The sequence below is a fragment of the Stenotrophomonas sp. Ker107b genome (assembly GCF_053847245.1).
Genome location: NZ_JBSPHX010000001.1, coordinates 1,507,020 through 1,523,608, shown reverse-complemented (window position 1 = coordinate 1,523,608; position 16,589 = coordinate 1,507,020). Strand labels below are relative to the sequence as shown.

13 protein-coding genes are annotated in these 16,589 nt (G+C 68.1%); 4 read left to right on the top strand and 9 right to left on the bottom strand.

Annotated features, from left to right (window positions below):
- Positions 1-126: 126 nt before the first annotated feature.
- Complete coding sequence (locus ACWV8V_RS06940; protein ID WP_455899305.1) at positions 127-771, top strand: TetR/AcrR family transcriptional regulator; 645 nt, start codon at positions 127-129, stop codon at positions 769-771.
- A 98-nt stretch (positions 772-869) separates the two neighbouring features.
- Complete coding sequence (acuI, locus tag ACWV8V_RS06935; protein ID WP_259259810.1) at positions 870-1,856, top strand: acrylyl-CoA reductase (NADPH); 987 nt, start codon at positions 870-872, stop codon at positions 1,854-1,856.
- A gap of 53 nt (positions 1,857-1,909) precedes the next feature.
- Here the strand turns inward: acuI and ACWV8V_RS06930 are convergent, their stop codons facing one another.
- From ACWV8V_RS06930 to ACWV8V_RS06895, 8 genes are all read right to left on the bottom strand, one after another.
- Positions 1,910-3,232 carry a chloride channel protein gene (locus tag ACWV8V_RS06930; RefSeq protein WP_429000519.1) on the bottom strand — a complete coding sequence of 441 codons (1,323 nt, stop codon included), beginning with the start codon at positions 3,230-3,232 and terminating at the stop codon, positions 1,910-1,912.
- 169 nt (positions 3,233-3,401) lie between these two features.
- Entirely contained in the window at positions 3,402-4,169 is a 768-nt protein-coding gene (locus tag ACWV8V_RS06925; RefSeq protein WP_259259812.1) for a YggS family pyridoxal phosphate-dependent enzyme, read from the bottom strand.
- Between the two features lie 109 nt (positions 4,170-4,278).
- Entirely contained in the window at positions 4,279-4,785 is a 507-nt protein-coding gene (locus ACWV8V_RS06920; protein ID WP_310443673.1) for a hypothetical protein, read from the bottom strand.
- Positions 4,786-4,896: 111 nt separating this feature from the next.
- The gene (locus ACWV8V_RS06915; RefSeq protein ID WP_259259815.1) at positions 4,897-7,998 is read right to left on the bottom strand and encodes an error-prone DNA polymerase; all 3,102 of its coding nucleotides are present in this window, start codon (positions 7,996-7,998) and stop codon (positions 4,897-4,899) included.
- Positions 7,995-9,410 (bottom strand): Y-family DNA polymerase, encoded by a 1,416-nt coding sequence (locus ACWV8V_RS06910; protein ID WP_259259816.1) that lies wholly within the window; start codon positions 9,408-9,410, stop codon positions 7,995-7,997. The genes ACWV8V_RS06915 and ACWV8V_RS06910 overlap by 4 nt, the downstream gene beginning before the upstream one ends.
- Before the next feature lie 9 nt (positions 9,411-9,419).
- On the bottom strand, positions 9,420-10,037 hold the full coding sequence (gene imuA / locus ACWV8V_RS06905) for a translesion DNA synthesis-associated protein ImuA (protein ID WP_088433373.1): 618 nt from the start codon (positions 10,035-10,037) through the stop codon (positions 9,420-9,422).
- A 256-nt stretch (positions 10,038-10,293) separates the two neighbouring features.
- Entirely contained in the window at positions 10,294-10,728 is a 435-nt protein-coding gene (locus ACWV8V_RS06900; protein WP_070425312.1) for a VOC family protein, read from the bottom strand.
- Positions 10,650-11,990, bottom strand: coding sequence for an MFS transporter (locus ACWV8V_RS06895; RefSeq protein WP_259259817.1), 1,341 nt, complete (start codon positions 11,988-11,990; stop codon positions 10,650-10,652). Before ACWV8V_RS06895 ends, ACWV8V_RS06900 begins: the two co-directional genes overlap by 79 nt.
- Before the next feature lie 72 nt (positions 11,991-12,062).
- Here ACWV8V_RS06895 and ACWV8V_RS06890 point away from each other — a divergent pair, with 72 nt between their 5' ends.
- Both ACWV8V_RS06890 and ACWV8V_RS06885 read left to right on the top strand, forming a co-directional pair.
- Positions 12,063-12,506, top strand: a complete 444-nt coding sequence (locus ACWV8V_RS06890; RefSeq protein WP_259259818.1) for a winged helix-turn-helix transcriptional regulator — start codon at positions 12,063-12,065, stop codon at positions 12,504-12,506.
- A 267-nt stretch (positions 12,507-12,773) separates the two neighbouring features.
- Positions 12,774-15,593: a beta-glucosidase gene (locus ACWV8V_RS06885; RefSeq protein WP_346466937.1), complete on the top strand. Its 2,820-nt coding sequence runs from the start codon at positions 12,774-12,776 to the stop codon at positions 15,591-15,593.
- A 38-nt stretch (positions 15,594-15,631) separates the two neighbouring features.
- On the opposite strand, the gene ACWV8V_RS06880 is transcribed toward ACWV8V_RS06885, so the two are convergent.
- A complete protein-coding gene (locus ACWV8V_RS06880) occupies positions 15,632-16,528 on the bottom strand; it encodes a LysR family transcriptional regulator (protein WP_455899304.1) in 897 nt (298 codons plus the stop codon).
- Between the last annotated feature and the right edge of the window lie 61 nt (positions 16,529-16,589).

Genomic DNA, 16,589 nt, shown 5'->3' with positions numbered 1-16,589 from the left:
GGGTTCGTTCACGGGAGGAGGGGGCCTGCGCAGTCTGTGCGCGTAAAATGACAGATGAATGACCGTTCATTCAGCCCCTGCGTGTCGTACCATCACCCCTCAACTGGACGCCATCTACGACGAGCAATGACGCTTACACCCCTTTCCGGCGCCCCCGCCGAAGACGCTGCAGCCGTGCGTGCCGAAGCGCAGCGCCAGCGGATCCTGGACGCGGCGCAGCGCTGTTTCATCGCCCGCGGTTTCCATGCCGGCTCGATCAGTGACATCGCCGCAGAGGCGGAGATCAGCCAGGGCCTGATGTACCGCTACTTCGAGAACAAACGTGCGCTGATCCTGGCGCTGATCGAACGACAGCTCGCTTACGACCAGGACGCGATCGGCCACATGCCGGCGGCGGCCGATCTGGTTGACGGACTGCTGCGTTGCTACCAGCTGTGGGCGCGCGGGGAGACGCTGGAAACCCGTGGCAATGCCATCGCCAATGTCGCGCTGTATGCGGAGATCACCGCTGAAGCGCACCGCGATCCGGTGGTCGCAGACGTGCTGCGCCGGCACGACAGGCAGACCAGCGCGGCCATCACCGGCTGGCTTCGGCAGCACGACATCGCGCGTGGGCGCACGCCGGAGGACGCCGATCTGGAACGGCGTACGTTGCTGATGCGGTTGCTGGTCGAAGGGCTGGCGATGCGCGCAGTGCGCGATCCAGACCTCGCGGCGGAGACCGTGCGGGGCCTGCTTGCGGTGGCCATTGCGAGCGTGCTGGGGGAGTGAGGTACCCGCCGATCAGGGTGATTTAACAGGACGGTACAGCGCCGTGCGCACACTGGTCCGGTCTGCAATGCCCCTCAAGCACCCGAACCGGAGATCCCATGTCCTTCAAAGCCCTTCTTGCGACCAAAAACGGTGACGCCATCAGTGCTGGCGTCGTCGACCTGACCGAGCAGGACCTGATGCCTGGCGACGTCACCGTTGCCGTGGAGTACTCCACGGTGAATTACAAGGACGCGCTGGCGCTGAGCGGCCGTTCGCCGGTGATCCGCACCTTCCCGCTCATTCCCGGCATTGATCTGGCCGGTGTGGTTGAAACGTCCACCCATCCGGGTTTTGCGCCGGGCGATCGCGTGCTGGTCAACGGCTGGGGCTTGAGCCAGACCCACCATGGCGGCTATGCGCAGAAGGCGCGTGTGCCGGGCGAGTGGCTGGTGAAGATTCCCACGGCGTTTTCCAGCCAGGAAGCGATGGCCATCGGCACCGCCGGTTACACCGCGATGCTGTCGGTGCTGGCGCTGGAGCATGGCGGCGTGTCACCGGATCAGGGTGACATCCTGGTCACTGGCGCCAACGGCGGTGCCGGGTCCATCGCGATCGCACTGCTCTCCACACTGGGTTACCGGGTCGTCGCGTCGACCGGCCGGCTCGAGGAATCCGCCTATCTCAAGGAACTGGGTGCGGCAGAGATCATCGACCGCGCGACGCTTTCCGGGGCCGGTGCGCCGATCGCCAAGGAGCGCTGGGCTGGTGCGATCGATGCGGTGGGCAGTCATACCTTGGCCAACGTGCTGGCGCAGACCCGCTATCGCGGCGTGGTGGCTGCATTTGGTTTGGCCCAGGGCGCGGATCTGCCGGGCTCCGTGCTGCCCTTCATCCTTCGCAACGTCACCCTGGCGGGCATAGATTCGGTCAACGCGCCCTATGCGGCCCGCGAGCAGGCATGGGGGCGACTGGCCACCGATCTGGATCTGGGCAAGCTGGCCCGTACTACACAGACAATCGGCCTGGCCGACGTTCCGGCGCTGGCCGAGCAGGTGCTGCAGGGGCGTGTGCAGGGCCGCACGGTAGTCGACGTCAACGCGTGATCCTGCCGCCGCACGCGGGCGAGGGGCTGGGGTTCCAGCCTCTCGCCAGTGCGCTAAGCCGAAGGCGGGTGGGGGCCCGGCAGCTGCCTGACCAGCTGTTCGGCCATGGCCTTGTAGATCGGCACGCGGCAGACCAGCCCGGAGACGCCGCGCGCGATCAGGACGGTCGCCAGAATGGGCAGCAGCATGTCGCTGCTGTCCGTCAGTTCCAGCGAGATGACCGCAGAGGTCAGCGGGGCCTGGGTCACCCCGGTCAGATAGGCGCACATGCCCAGCAGGACAAAGATGCGCTCATCGACGGACGGCATGATGGCGGCAAGGTTGTGTCCCAGCCCGGCACCGACGGCCAGTGCGGGCGAGAACAACCCGCCCGGAATGCCGGCAAGGTACGACACCAGATTGGCGAGAAGTTTCATCAGGCCGAATTCGTGCCCGACGGTTGCGCCACCTTGGACCAGTCCCTTGGCTTGCTCGTAGCCGGTACCGAACGCACCCGCGCCGAAGGCAGCACCCAGCAGCACCAGCGCGAGCCCGCACAGGGCGGCCAGCAGCACCGGGTGCCGCTGGCGCAGCCTGCCCAGCCATCGCGGTCGGCCCGCCATGGTGAGCAGTACCGCCTTGGCGAACACGCCACCGAGCAGGCCTGCGACCGTGCCGCACACCAGGATCGCCAGCCATGCCTGGCCCAACGGGAGCGTGGCACTTACTTTGCCGAAGTAGGTGTAGTTGCCGAGCAGGCCAAGCGACACCACGCCACCGACGATGACCGCAGTGAGCAACGTGCCTGAAAAACGGTGCTCGAAGCGGCCACTGAGCTCTTCAATGGCGAACACGATGCCGGCCAGCGGTGTATTGAACGCGGCGGCGATACCGGCTGCGCCACCGGCCAGCAGGAAATGCGACAACTCCTTCGGGTCACGGAAGCCGAACCAGCGCCCGAACATGTACATCAGGCTGGCACCGACGTGCACCGTGGGGCCTTCACGGCCCACCGATGCACCTCCGAGCAGGGACAGTGTGGTCAGCGCCAGTTTGCCGGCCGATACCTTCAGCGAGAGGTTGTCGCGCCGGAACTCGGGCGTGGCAACGTCCAGTGCGGCGATCACCTGTGGAATCCCGCTGCCACGCGTCGGCTTGAGTGCGCCACTGGTCAGCCATGCCAACAGGGCGAACACCGCCGGCGTCACCAGCAGCGCCCACCAGATCGAATGGGCGATGATCCACTGGAACACCCGGAAGGCCGCGTCGCTGGCCTTGGCGAACACGATCGCGACCAGGGCGACGGCTACCGCGCCGCCCCACAGCGCCGCACGGCGCTTCCACGCGTCCCTGGACAGGAGCGGGCGTTGAGAGTCCGGTGAGGTCATGAACCACATTATCTCACGGGGGTCTGGCGGGCTTTTTCACCCAATCTGTCGGTTGGGAGATCGCCATGGCTTACCTTCGCCCGGTGAGCATGGAGGTGCCGAAGATCAACTGCTGGGCCATGGGCCGGCCTTTCGGCGGCTCCTTCCTGCCAAGTGAGAGACCATCAGCGATGCGTGGTCAGGACGGCGTCGGCCAGTAGAGGCTGTCCGGCGTCGAGCGCGCGCCGAAGATGGCTTGGCCCACACGCACGACGGTGGCGCCTTCTTCGATGGCGATCTCGACGTCGCCGGACATCCCCATCGAGAGTTCCTCCAGGCTGACCCCCGCCGGAAGCGTACGGCGCAGTCGCTCGCGCAGATCGCGCAGACGCGCGAAGCACGGCCGCACCTGTTCCGGATCGGGCGAGAACACTGCCAGGGTCATCAGCCCGCGCACGCGCAGGTTCGAAAACGCGGGGAGCTGCTGCACGAAGTCGGCGACCGCGATCGGGTCCAGGCCGTACTTGCTGTCCTCGCCGGAGGTGTTGACCTGCACGAACACGTCCAGCGTGCGCTGCTCCAGTTCCAGGCGCTGATCCAGTGCCTGCGCCACGCGCAGGCTGTCCAAGGCCTGGAACTCGCTGGCGAAGCGCGCCACGTCGCGCGCCTTGTTGGTCTGCAGGTGGCCGATCACCGACCAGCGCAGGCCGGGCAGGTCGGCCATGGCGGCAGCCTTGCGCTGGGCTTCCTGCACTTTGTTCTCGCCCAGCTCGTGGCAGCCAGCGTCCCACGCCAGGCGCAGGCGGGCTTCATCGACCGTCTTGCTGACCGGCAGCAGACGCACGCTGGCCGGGTCGCGGCCGGCCAATGCGCAGGCACGTGCGATGCGCTCGCGGACCGCCGCCAGGTTGCGGCGGATCTCATCGACGGTGGTGGCCTGGGGCCAGGTGGGGGCAGCAATGGGCATGAGCACTCCAGAAGCGGGGACGGCTGCTGCGCGGTGGCGCGCGTGCAGGACGGTCCCATGACAACGGTTAGGGTGTCATAGCGCTATCTGAAAATCACCGCCAGCTTGCTCAGGGCGCGGCAGCGGAGTGCGGACTGATGTAGTGCGTCTGTTCGTCGTCGTTGAGAAAGATCAGCTCCGGCTTGCCCTGCCAGGAGGTCAACATCGCACCGGTGCTGTTCTGATGCTTGACCACGAGCGTGGCGCCGCGGTCCGGGTTGGCCGTGACCTTGAACACCTCGGTGGTACCGCTGGCATCGTCCAGGGTGAGGATGGCCTCATCGCCGACATCGACAGTGCCGTAGCCGCCGCGCTCGGAGCCATCGGCGCCCAGCAGGATCAGGCCTGACAGCGGTGATGCGCGTGGCCCCTGGGTCACTCCCTTGGTGAGCGGATCGGGGACCGGCGCGCCGAGGATCACCCGTGCCTGGCCCGTGGCATCGCGGATCACCAGGCCGCGTGCGGTGATGACACGCTCATCGGACTGGCTCTGATGCAGTTGCAGCGCGGTCCAGCCGGAGACAGCCAGGGCGAGGCTGGAAATGACCAGCGTGGTGACAGTCAACGCGCGCGACATGCAGTTCTCCGGATCCTTGGAAGGCTGCGACCATACCGGATAGGCCATTCACGACACCAGTCGGAAAAGTCTGGAATTGCATTCAGAGCGTGAAGTCGGTCACGGGATGGCTCAGCGGAAATCGCGGCTGTGGGTGCGCACGCCGTCGATCAGGGGGTCGATGTTGTGCATCTGGCGGACGATCAGGTGCTGCACACCGTCCACGCGTTCGAGCCGGCCATCGATCTGCATCAGTTGCGCTTCAACCAGTACGCGATGCTGGCGGTCGGCGATTTTGCGCCAGACCACCGCATTGACCATGCCGCATTCGTCTTCCAGGGTGAGGAAGGTGACGCCGCTGGCAGTCTGTGGGCGCTGGCGCATGCGTACCAACCCGGCAAACCGCACGCTTCGCCCGTGCGGCAGGGCGGCCAGTTCGTCGGAGCGGTGGCAGCGGCGCTGGCGCAGCTGGCTGCGGATGAAGGAGACCATGTGCCGGCCCAGCGTGGTGCCGGTGGTGTTGTAGTCGGCCTGCATGTCCTCGAACGCGCTGGGCAGCGGCAGCGGGACGGCGGCCTCGGTGGTGGCGCGGGCAGCCTCGAACAGCGGCAGCGGCTTTTCCACGCCGGAGACGTCCCAGCGTGCACGATGGCGATGGCCGCTCAAGCCCTTGAGTGCACCGGCATCGGCCAGCAGGCCCTGGTGGCGACGGTCCAGCTGCGCGCGCTGGCTCAGGTCGGCCACGCTCTCGAAAGGCGCGCGCTGGCGCGCCTGCACCACGCCGGTGGCGACCGCCTCGCTGAAGCCATCGACCAGGCGCAGGCCCAGGCGGATGCCGAATGGCCGGCCCGGCGAGGGGGGCGGGACCAGCGTGCAGTCCCAGTCGCTGTAGCGTACGTCCACCGGCAACACCGGTACGCCGTGGCGACGCGCATCCTGCAGGATCTGGTCCGGGGTGTAGAACCCCAACGGCTGGCTGTTGATCAGGCTGGCGGCAAACGCGGAAGGATGGTGGCACTTGAGCCAGCAGCTGACATAGGTGATCAGCGCGAAGCTGGCCGCATGGCTTTCCGGGAAGCCATAACTGCCGAAGCCTTTGATCTGCTCGAACAGGCGCTCGCCGTATTCGCGGCTGTAGTTGTTGGCGGCCATGCCGGCGAGCAGCTTGTCGCGGTGCGGCTCCAGCCCGCCGTGGCGCTTCCACGCGGCCATCGAGCGGCGCAGTGCGTCGGCCTGCCCGGGGCTGAAACCGGCGGCGGCGACCGCCAGCTGCATCACCTGTTCCTGGAACAGCGGCACGCCGAGGGTGCGTTTGAAGACCTTCTCCAGCTCGGGCGGGTAGTCGACCTCTTCGATGCCTTCTTCCTTGAGCTTCTTCCGTCGGTTCAGATACGGATGGACCATGTCGCCCTGGATCGGGCCGGGGCGCACGATCGCCACTTCGATCACCAGATCGTAGAAGCAGCGCGGCTGCATGCGCGGCAGCATCGCCATCTGCGCGCGCGACTCGATCTGGAACACGCCCAGGGTGTCGGCGCGGCAGATCATGTCGTAGGTGGGGCCATCGCCGGAGGGGATATCGGCCATGCCCATCTTCGGCTCGCCATGCGCTTCCAGCATCGCCAGGCATTTGCGCACGGCGGTGAGCATGCCCAGTGCCAGGCAGTCCACCTTCATCAGCCCGGTGACATCCAGATCGTCCTTGTCCCACTGGATCACGGTGCGGTTGTCCATGGCCGCGTTCTCCACCGGCACCATCGTGGACAGGGGGTGTTCGGAGATCACGAAACCGCCCGGGTGCTGGGACAGGTGGCGCGGGAAGTCGACCAGTTCGGCGGTCAGGGCGACCACGCGCCGCATCAGCGGGGTCTCCGGGTCGAAGCCGCGCTCGCGCAATGCCTCCGGCAGCGGCTCGTGGCTGCTCCAGCGGTCCAGGCAGGCGGCCAGTTCGTTGACCTGGTCTGGCGGCAGGCCCAGCACCCGGGCCACATCGCGCACCGCGCTGCGCCCCCGGTAGCTGATCGCCACCGCGGTCAATGCGGCGCGTTCGCGACCGTAGCGGTTGAACACGTACTGCAGCACTTCCTCGCGGCGTTCGTGTTCGAAGTCGATGTCGATGTCCGGCGGCTCATCGCGTTCGGCGGAGATGAAGCGCTCGAACAGCAGCGCCATCTCGCTGGGGTCGATCTCGGTCACGCCCAGCACGTAACACACCGAGGAATTGGCGGCCGAGCCGCGGCCCTGGCAGAGGATCTGCTGGCCGCGCGCGAAGCGCACGATGTCGTGCACGGTCAGGAAGTAGGACTCGTACTGCTTGGTGTGGATCAGCGCCAGTTCGTGTTCGATCTGGTGGCGTTGCTGGGGCGTCTCGCCCGCGGGCCAACGCCATTGCATGCCTTCTTCCACCAGCACCCGCAGCCAGCTGGCCGGGTCGTGACCGGCCGGCACCAGTTCACGCGGGTAGGTGTACTTCAGTTGCTTGAGATCGAAGTGGCAGCGCTCGGCGATGCGCACGGTTTCGGCCAGCAGCTCGGGCGGGTACAGCGTGGCCAGGGCCTGGCGGGTACGCAGGTGGCGCTCACCGTTGGGGAACAGGCGCCAGCCGGCTTCGCCGAGCGTGCAGTGGTGGCCGATCGCGGTGAGGGTGTCCTGCAGCGCGCGGCGGCGGCGCACATGCATGTGCACATCACCGCTGGCCACCAGTGGAATGCCCTGGTCGCGACCGAAACGACGCAGGCGCTGCAGGCGCGCACGGTCGTCGGCCTCGCGGTGCAGTTCAACCGCCAGCCACAGGCGCTGCGGGAAACAGGCCTGCAGCCACTGTGCATCCTCGATCCCGGGGCTGGGGGCGACCCACAGGCACAACAGGCCCGCATGCAGCTGTTCCATGTCGCTGCGCAGGCAGCGGTACTCGCCCTTGGGCGCGCGCCGGCGGCAGGTGGTGATCAGCTGGCACAGCGCGGCGTAGCTGCCCTGGTCGGTGCACAACAGCACCAGTTTCGGGCCATCTTCCAGCTGGAATTCGGCACCGGTGATCAGGGGCAGTGCGTGCTTCTGCGCCGCCTGCCAGGCGCGCACGATGCCGGCCAGCGAGCACTCATCGGTGATCGCCAGCGCGTGGTAGCCCTGGCCCTTGGCACGCGCGAACAACTCCTCGGCGATGGACGCACCGCGCTGGAAACTGAAGGCCGACAGGCAATGCAGTTCGGCGTATCCGGGCAGCGGTGCGCTCATGCGAACCAGCCGTGCAGCATGAACGGTCCGCTGCGTGCATCAGCGGCGGTATAGGCCCAGCCGCGCTGGCCTTGCGTGGTTTCGATGACGTAATAGTCGCGGCGGATGTCGTCGGCATCCCACCAGCCCGACTCGATCCGCTCCGGCCCGGACAGGATGCGCAGGTGTGGGTCCTGCAGCGCCTGCGGCTGGGCCAGCAGCCAGCCCGGGCGCATCGGCAGTACCGCAGGCGGGGCCTTGGGTGCGCCCTGGGCGTCACCGGTCGCGCGTTCGGGCCGATGATCGGCGCGCAGCCCCAGCCCCTGCACGGCGTCATCGCCGAGCCGGGCGCGCAGGCGCTCGCGCAGCTGTTCCCACGGCATGGCCTGTTGCGGGCGCGGGTCGAACAGATCGCGTGCGGCCGGCACGAACGGTGGCAGTTGCTCGGCTTGGAGGCGCAGGCCGCGGCTGCCGGCCGGCAACTGCAGATGATCCACGCGGTTGCGGGCCAGCTCGAACAGCATCGCCGGTTCGCGCTCGGGCGCGAGCAGGCCGATCGAGAGCCGCGTATCGGGGTGGTGTTCGTGTTCGAACCATAGATCGAACTGCAGCACGCCGCCATCGCGCGAGCATAGGAACGCGGCCAGATCGGCGGTCAGACGCCGCAACGGGAACAGCATGGCCTGGGTGGATTCGACCTCGTACTCGAACTCGATGCGCGCATCGAAACGGTCCGGTGGCTGGAAGTAGCGCAGCGGCGGCGTGCTGATCCCGCGCAGCGCATCCAGATGCGCCAGCACCTGCGGCGGGAAGCGCCGGGCCAGGCTCTCGCGCGGCAGGCTGAACGCCGCGCCCAGCGTGCGCAGGCCCGAGCGCGCCAGCACGGTGACCGCTTCGACCGGCAACCCGCTGCGTTCGATCGGTACCTGTGCCAGTGCGGCATCCAACTGATGTGCATCCACGCCGAGCCGGCCATGCACGCGGGCCAGCACGCTGGCGGCATGCGGATTGGGTGCGGCCACCAGCCGATGCCGGAAACCCAGTTCGGTCAGGCCACGGGTGAGCCGCTGCTCGACCTTGGGCCAATCACCGAACAGCGCGCGGCTGGCCCGGATCTCCAACGCCATCGCATGCGGAAAATCCAGGCTGACCTGCGAGCTGATGCCGTACAGCCAGCTGGCCAGCAACTGGCGGGTGGACTGCTCGGCGCGTGGGTCGTATTCCACGGTGAGCATGTCGCGGGTGAGCACCTGCGCGGCCGAGAGCAGCATGCCGCGGCGCAGCCCCCGCTGCCGCGCCGAGGGACTGACCGCATGCAGCACGCGCCGCTGCGCCGGGCCGGTGACCAGCACCAGTGGCGCGGCCGGGTCCGGTTGCTGGCGCAGGGCAGCGTCCAGCGCCAGGTGCGGCAGCAGCAGGCAGGCCCAGTCCATGGCGGCGGCTCAATGGGCCACGGCCAGCGGCAACGGCTGCGCCGGTGCCAGCCCGCCGCGGCATTTGAGGACACGCACCTGGCCATCGTCGAGCTGCAGGCGCAGCGCAGCCGGGGAGGGATTGCGCGCGTGCCGGGCATCGCGGAAGGAAAAGCCCAGGCACTGGCCGGTTTCGGCCGCCACCTGCAGCCGGCGCAGCGCCCGGTCATCGGCCTGCTGCGGCCAGCACAGCACCGCCGCGCAGGCGGCCGAACGCAGGCATTGTTCGGCGGCCCACAACGCATCGCGCGGGCTGGCCTGGACCACCTGCACCTGGTTCAGCGCCAGCCCGGCGCGGGCCCACGCCGGGGCATGCGGCAGGTGCGGCGGGGCGATCAGCACCACGGTCTGCTGTTGCTGGCTCAACCGCGCCAGCGTCGGCCAGACCAGGGCCAGCTCACCGACCCCGGGCGAGGCCAGCAGCACCTCCGACAGCGCCGAGGGCGGCCAGCCGCCGCCGGGCAGGCGGGCATCCAACGCGGGGTGCCCGGTCGGGTGCGGGGCCACCTCCGGGAAAGCCGCACGTGGCTGCCCCCGCCAGACCCGGCGGGTCTCCAGCAGCCGGTCCAGGGCCAGCACGGCGCCCATCAGCGGGCCTCCCGGCAGGGCTGGAGCAGGCGGAAACGGGCAGGAAACAAGGGCATGGCGGCAAGTATCGGCAGCACGCGTGTCAAAGGCTGAGACCGACAATCCTACCCGCAATTAGTAAAAATGCTAACGAATTCGGCAGCCGGATTTCGAACCGGTTGAGGGTGATGAATGCTTCAGGAGCGCGGAATGGCAGCGCGCCAGATGGGATGGCCACGCGCGTGATGGAGGGCATCCACGCATGGCGTGGATCTACTCAGCGCCCCTGCGGATCGGGCCGGTGATGCACGTACTCGACCACGGTGCCGTCCGGATGCACGGCGTTGAAGGCCGCCCCGGTGGGCACGACCTGCAGTGGAAAGATGATCTGCGCCCCGGCCGCCACCAGCCGGTCGTAATAAGGCTGCACGTCATCCACCAGCAGCGTGCCGGTGGTGGAGGTGAACGGGGCCAGCTTGTCCGGCGCGCCTTCGATCAGCAGGAACGCCCCGACCATCGCCAGACGCAGGCCGGCCTCGGGGAACGGAAAGCCCGCATCGGCGACCACGCCCTGCAACTGCTCGTAGAACGCCACCCGTGCTTCCAGCTCGCCCGGTCCGACGAACACCCGGATCAGCACCCGCGGGCTGCGTTGCCGGGAGGTGTCGTTGCGGTCGCGCCAGAGTTGATCGAAGTGGCGGTGTGGGGGCATGCGGCGGCTCCGGGACGTGAGCGCTCATTATCGAGCCGCGATCCGCCTGGAACAGGGCAGACCTCATGACCACCGGTGATGGCGTGATAACCCGGCATCGCCCACCAGGCCAGCAACGCCAGCAGCGACACACCGGCACCCGCCGTGCAGACCCCGGGCCACCCGAACGCGGCATACAACGCACTTCCGGCCAGCGCACCCAGCCCGCTGCCGGCAGCGTAGAACAGCATGTAGGCGGCGATGACCTGGGCCTGTGCGTGCGCGGCTGCGGCCAGAATCCGGCTCTGGTTGGTCACATGCAGCGCCTGCACCGCCAGATCCAGCAGCAGCACGCCGAGCACCAGCCAGCCCAGGTGGTGGGACATCGCGGCGATCGGCAGCCAGCTCAGCAGCATCAACCATAGGCCGCCGGTGGTGACCCGCCCGGCATGGCCCCGGTCACTCCAGTGCCCACTGCGTGCCGCCGCCAACGCACCGAGCAGGCCGACCAGCGCGAAGGCGCCGATGGCGGTGTGGCTGAGGGTATACGGCGGTGCGCTCAGTGGCAGGCTCATGCTGCTCCAGAACAGGCCGAACACAGTGAACAGCAGCAGGCCCAGCACGCCGCGCTGGCGCAGCATCGGCTGTTGCTGCAGCAAGGCGATCAACCCGGTTCGCGCGGTGGGGGGCGTCGAGACCGGCAGCCGTGGCAGGCGTGCCCACAGCAAGGTGCCCGTCACCACCATGACCGCCGCAGAGAGCAGGTACACCGCCCGCCATCCGCCCAGATCGGCTACCGCACCGGCCACGACGCGTGCCAACAACAACCCGACCACCACGCCCGCCTGTGCGGCGCCGACCACGCGGCCGCGCTCGTGCTCGCCTGCAGCGGCGGCGGCATAGGCGATCAACCCCTGGGTCATCGCGGTGCCGAGCAGGCCGACCACCAGCATGCCCAGCAGCAGGCTCCAGGCCTGGGCCGCGAGCGCGACGGCCAGCAGGGCCAGCACCAGGCCACCGGTCTGGATCGCCATCAGGCGGCGACGGTCCATGCGGTCGCCCAGCGGGACCACCCACAGCAGGGCGGCGACCGAACCCAGCTGGGTGGCGGCGATCACCGCGCCGATGTGGGCGGTGCTGATCTGGAGATCGGCGGCCAGGGCGTCCAGCAAGGGTTGGGCGTAATAGACATTGGCCACGCTCAGGCCGGCGGCGCAGGCAAACAACAGCAGCAGGGCGGACGGGAGGCGGGAGGCAGTGGCCTGGGCGATGATCGCCATCATGGAGTCTCAAAATAGAACCAGTTGATTCTGGGGTATCTGGTTCTAAAATGAAACCTGGAAAGGAGCCCGCTCATGACAACCGATGCCACTACCTCCTGCCCGGTGGGGCGCGCGCTGGATCTGGTCGGCGACCGCTGGTCGCTGCTGATCGTGCGCGAGGCCTTCGATGGGGCGCGCCGTTTCAGTGACTTCCAACGCCGCCTGGGGATGTCGCGCAGCATGCTCAGCCAGCGCCTGCAGGCCTTGCTGGAGGCAGACGTGCTGGCCCAGCAGCCGTTGGGCGAGGGCCGCGGCTATCAGGAATACGTGCTCACAACGCGCGGCCGCGCGCTGTTCCCGCTGGTGGTGGCGCTGCGCCAATGGGGCGAGGCATTCCTGTTCGCGCCGGGCGAGCCGCGCTCGGTACTGCAGGCCGCCAGCGATGGATTGCCGCTGGCACCGATGCAGCCGCGCGACCAGCGCGGGCGGGTCGTGGAGGCCGCCGCTACAGCGGTGATCAAGCCGGTTTCGGCGTAAAAGGGAGCGCCCCTGGCGTCTCAAATGTAAGCATCCTGTTGACAGGCATGAACAGGCTCGGACACTCTTCGGGGGTGAGGCGCTGGTCAGGGCCTCCCAGGTGGTGCGGCTGTCACGACGGGCGGAGGGGCCTGGACGTAGCCGTCGTCGCCTTGCGTTGTAAACGGTTCCGCGCGCCCGCGCGTGGTTCCCGCCGACATGGCGCTGCACCCTTCTGCGGCAAGACTCCCTGGATTTATTGCGCAAGCAAAGGTGTTTCGTCCGCTCATGAAAACGATTTCAAAGCCCCTGGCCCTGACGGCCGCCATCGCGCTCTCGCTGAGCGCTTCCGCCTGGGCTGCCGCCCCGGTCGCCACCACCGACGCGTTCACCGTGCTCACCCTGGAGCAGACTCCGGGCGATCTGGATGCGGCCGTGGTCGCCGCCCAGCTGGAGAAACTGCAGGTCGATGCACTGACCGTGCGCAACGTGGAGCGTCGCGCCGATCGCGTGGATCCGCTGCAGGGTCTGGCCGATGCGCTGGGCTACCACTATCGTTTCGTGACCGCCGATCCTGCCGCCGCGCAGCAGACCGGCAGCGTCGTGCTGACCCGCCTGCCGATCGAGGCCGAATCGGGCACCGAGCGGCCATCGCTGAATTACCTGCGCCTCAACGATGGCCGCCACGTGGTCGCGCTGTACACCAGTGCCGCCGATGCCGCGGCACTGCCGCCGCTGGTCACTGGCTCGCGCCTGGGTGCACCGGCCGTGCTGCTGGGTGCGGTCAGCGCCGATGCGGCCACCACCGCGGGCTTTGATCCGTCGCGCGTCGCGCTGGAAGCCAATGAAAGCTACTTCAGCGATGGCTTCCAGTCGGCCACGTCGGCGGCGATCAAGCTGCGCACCCATGAGGGCAAGAAGGGCACCACCGCAGCCACGCTGCTGACCTTGGGCTATGCCGCGCCGGTGGGTGGCGACACGCCGTGGATGGACACCGGCTTGAACGCCGATGCCCGTGCCAAGGCGCTGGTCGCGCAGATGACCGTGGACGAAAAATTCCAGATGCTGCACAGCTACTTCGGGCTGGGCAAAGACGGCGGTCCGCTGCCGGAAGGCGCGGTCGGTTCGGCCGGTTTCGTGCCGGGCGTGCCGCGCCTGGGCATTCCGGCGCAGCAGTCGGCCGATGCCGGTGTCGGCGTGACCAATCCGGGCGGCCTGCGCAAGGGTGACCATGCCACCGCGATGCCGTCCGGTCCGTCCACGGCCTCCAGCTGGAACCCGGATATCGCCTTCGCTGGCGGTGCCACCATGGGCCGCGAAGCCTGGCAGCAGCGCTTCAACATCCTGCTGGCCGGCAGCGTCAACCTGCAGCGTGATCCGCGCAACGGCCGCAACTTCGAATATGCCGGTGAAGATCCGCTGCTGGCCGGGGTGCTGGTCGGCGAGTCGATCCGCGGCGTGCAGAGCCAGCACGTCATCTCCACGATGAAGCACTTCGCGCTCAACGACATGGAGACCTCGCGCAATTTTCACAGCGCCGAGATCGGCGAGCAGGCGATGCGCGAATCGGACCTGCTGGCCTTCGAGATCGCCATGGACATCGGCAAGCCCGGTTCGGCGATGTGCTCGTACAACCGCATCAACGGTACCTACGGCTGCGAACACGATTACCTCATGAACGAGGTGCTCAAGCAGGAATGGAAGTTCCCCGGTTTCGTGATGTCCGATTGGGGCGGCGTGCACAGCGGTTCCAAGGCGGCCCTGGCCGGTCTGGACCAGCAGTCGGCCGGTGAAGTGTTCGACAAGGCGGTCTATTTCGACGAACCGCTGCGCCTGGCCGTGGCCGGTGGCGTGGTGCCGCAGGCGCGCCTGGACGACATGGTCGGCCGCATCCTGCGCACCATGTTCGCGCACGGTAACTTCGATCTGCCGCCGGTGCATGAGCCGATCGACGACGAAGCCGGCTTCCACGCCGCGCAGCGGACCGTTGAAGAAGGCAGCGTGCTGCTGCGCAATGCCGATGATCTGCTGCCGCTGGGCAAGGACGTGCAGCGCATCGTGATCATCGGTGGCCATGCCGACAAGGGCGTGATCGGTGGGGGTGGTTCGTCGATGGTGGGTTGGACCGCGCGGGGCACCAATGCGGTGCCGGGCGTGATGCCGACCACCTGGCCGGGCCCGGTGATCTTCCACCCGTCCTCGCCGCTGGAAGCGCTGCGCGCCGAGCGTCCGGATGCCCGCATCGATTACGTGGATGGCCGCGATGTGGCTGCCGCCGCGCGCGCTGCCGCTGCCGCCGATGTGGCCATCGTGTTCGCCACGCAGTGGTCGGCCGAATCGGTCGATCTGCCGCACATGCAGCTGCCGGACAACCAGGACAAGCTGATCGCCGGGGTGGCCAAGGCCAACCCGAAGACCGTGGTGGTGCTGGAAACCAATGGCCCGGTCGAGCTGCCGTGGCTGCAGCAGGTGCCGGCCATCCTGCAGGCCTGGTACCCGGGCATCCGGGGCGGTGAAGGCATCGCCGCGCTGCTGACCGGCAAGGTCAATCCGTCCGGTCGCCTGCCGGTGACCTGGCCGACCGATGTCAGCCAGCTGCCGCGCCCGCACGTCAACGGCCTGGGCTTCAATCCGAAGAACAAGCCGGATGACACCATCGACTACGACATCGAAGGTGCCAACGTCGGCTACAAGTGGTTCGCCGCCAAGGGCCTGACCCCGCAGTACGCGTTCGGCCATGGCCTGTCCTACACCAGCTTCGGCTACGACAACCTGCAGGTGGTGGTGGAAGGCCAGCGTGTGGTCGCCAGCGTGGACGTGCGCAACACCGGCAAGGTCGCTGGTGCGGACGTGCCGCAGCTGTACCTGCAGCTGCCGCAGGGCAGCACCACGCCGATCCGCCTGATCGGCTTCCAGAAGGTGACGCTGCAGCCGGGCGAAAGCCGCCGGATCCGCATCGAAGCCGAGCCGAAGACGCTGGCCAGCTTCGATACCGCTGCCAAGCAGTGGAAGATCGCCGGTGGGCAGTACGAAGTGCAGCTCTCGCGCGCGGCCAATGCACCGGTGCAGCGCGTGCCGCTGGAGCTGGCCGAGCAGGTGGTCCGCTGAGCTGACGGGCAGGGCACGACCGTGGGTCGTGCCTCCGGTCACCCCGGCAGGTGCTCGCGCAGGTGCGCCAGCAGCAGCCGGACCCGGCGCGAGGGCTGTGCAGTGTTGGGAAACACCGCATAGACGCCCTGGCGCGGGAAACGATGACGGCGCAGGATCGGCAGCAGCCGGCCCTGCGCCAGATCGTCATCGATCAACCACTGCGGCAATACCGTCGCGCCGGCCCCGGCCAGCGCGAATGCACGCAGGGTGGAGGCGTTATCGACCGTAACCACCGCATGGGCGGGGTTGCAGGCAAACAGCTGGTCGCTGCCATCGGGCGCCACCAGCGGCAGATCCGCCAGGCGCGGATACCCCAATCGCGGCAGCGTACGGACCCAGTCCGGGTCATCGCGCGCGGCATCATCCGGCAGCGTGGACAACAACGACGGCGCGGCGACCGCGCACAGCGCGTGTTCGTCCAGCAGAGTCGCGCGCAGCTGCGAGTCCTGCAGCCGCCCCAACCGGATCGCCAGATCGAACCGCTCGGGAATCAGGTCCGCCGGCGCCGGTGAGGTGGACAGGTGCAGGCGCAGCTCGGGATGCAGGGCGCGGAAGGATTCCAGCACGGGCACGACCCGGGCGATCGCATACTCCGGCGTGGTGGTCAGCCGCAGCGTGCCACGCAGCTGCAGCAGTTCGCTGCGTGCCTCCTCGATCGCCAGCTCGGCAGTCGCCAACAGGGCAGTGCAGTGCTGGTAAAAGCGTTCGCCGGCCTCGGTCAGTGCCAGGCTGCGGGTATTGCGCACCAGCAGGGTCACGCCGAGTTCCTGCTCCAGTCGCTTGAGATTGAAACTCACCACCGCGCGGCTCTGGCCGAGGCGCTGCGCGGCCGCGGTCAGGCTGCCGGCATCGACAATCGCCTTGAAGGTCTCGAAGCGGTCCAGGCTGACCATGGCGGCGCTCTGACTGTCAAAAAAGGTTTGACAGTCTTGCATCCGGTTGCCCGTATATCCA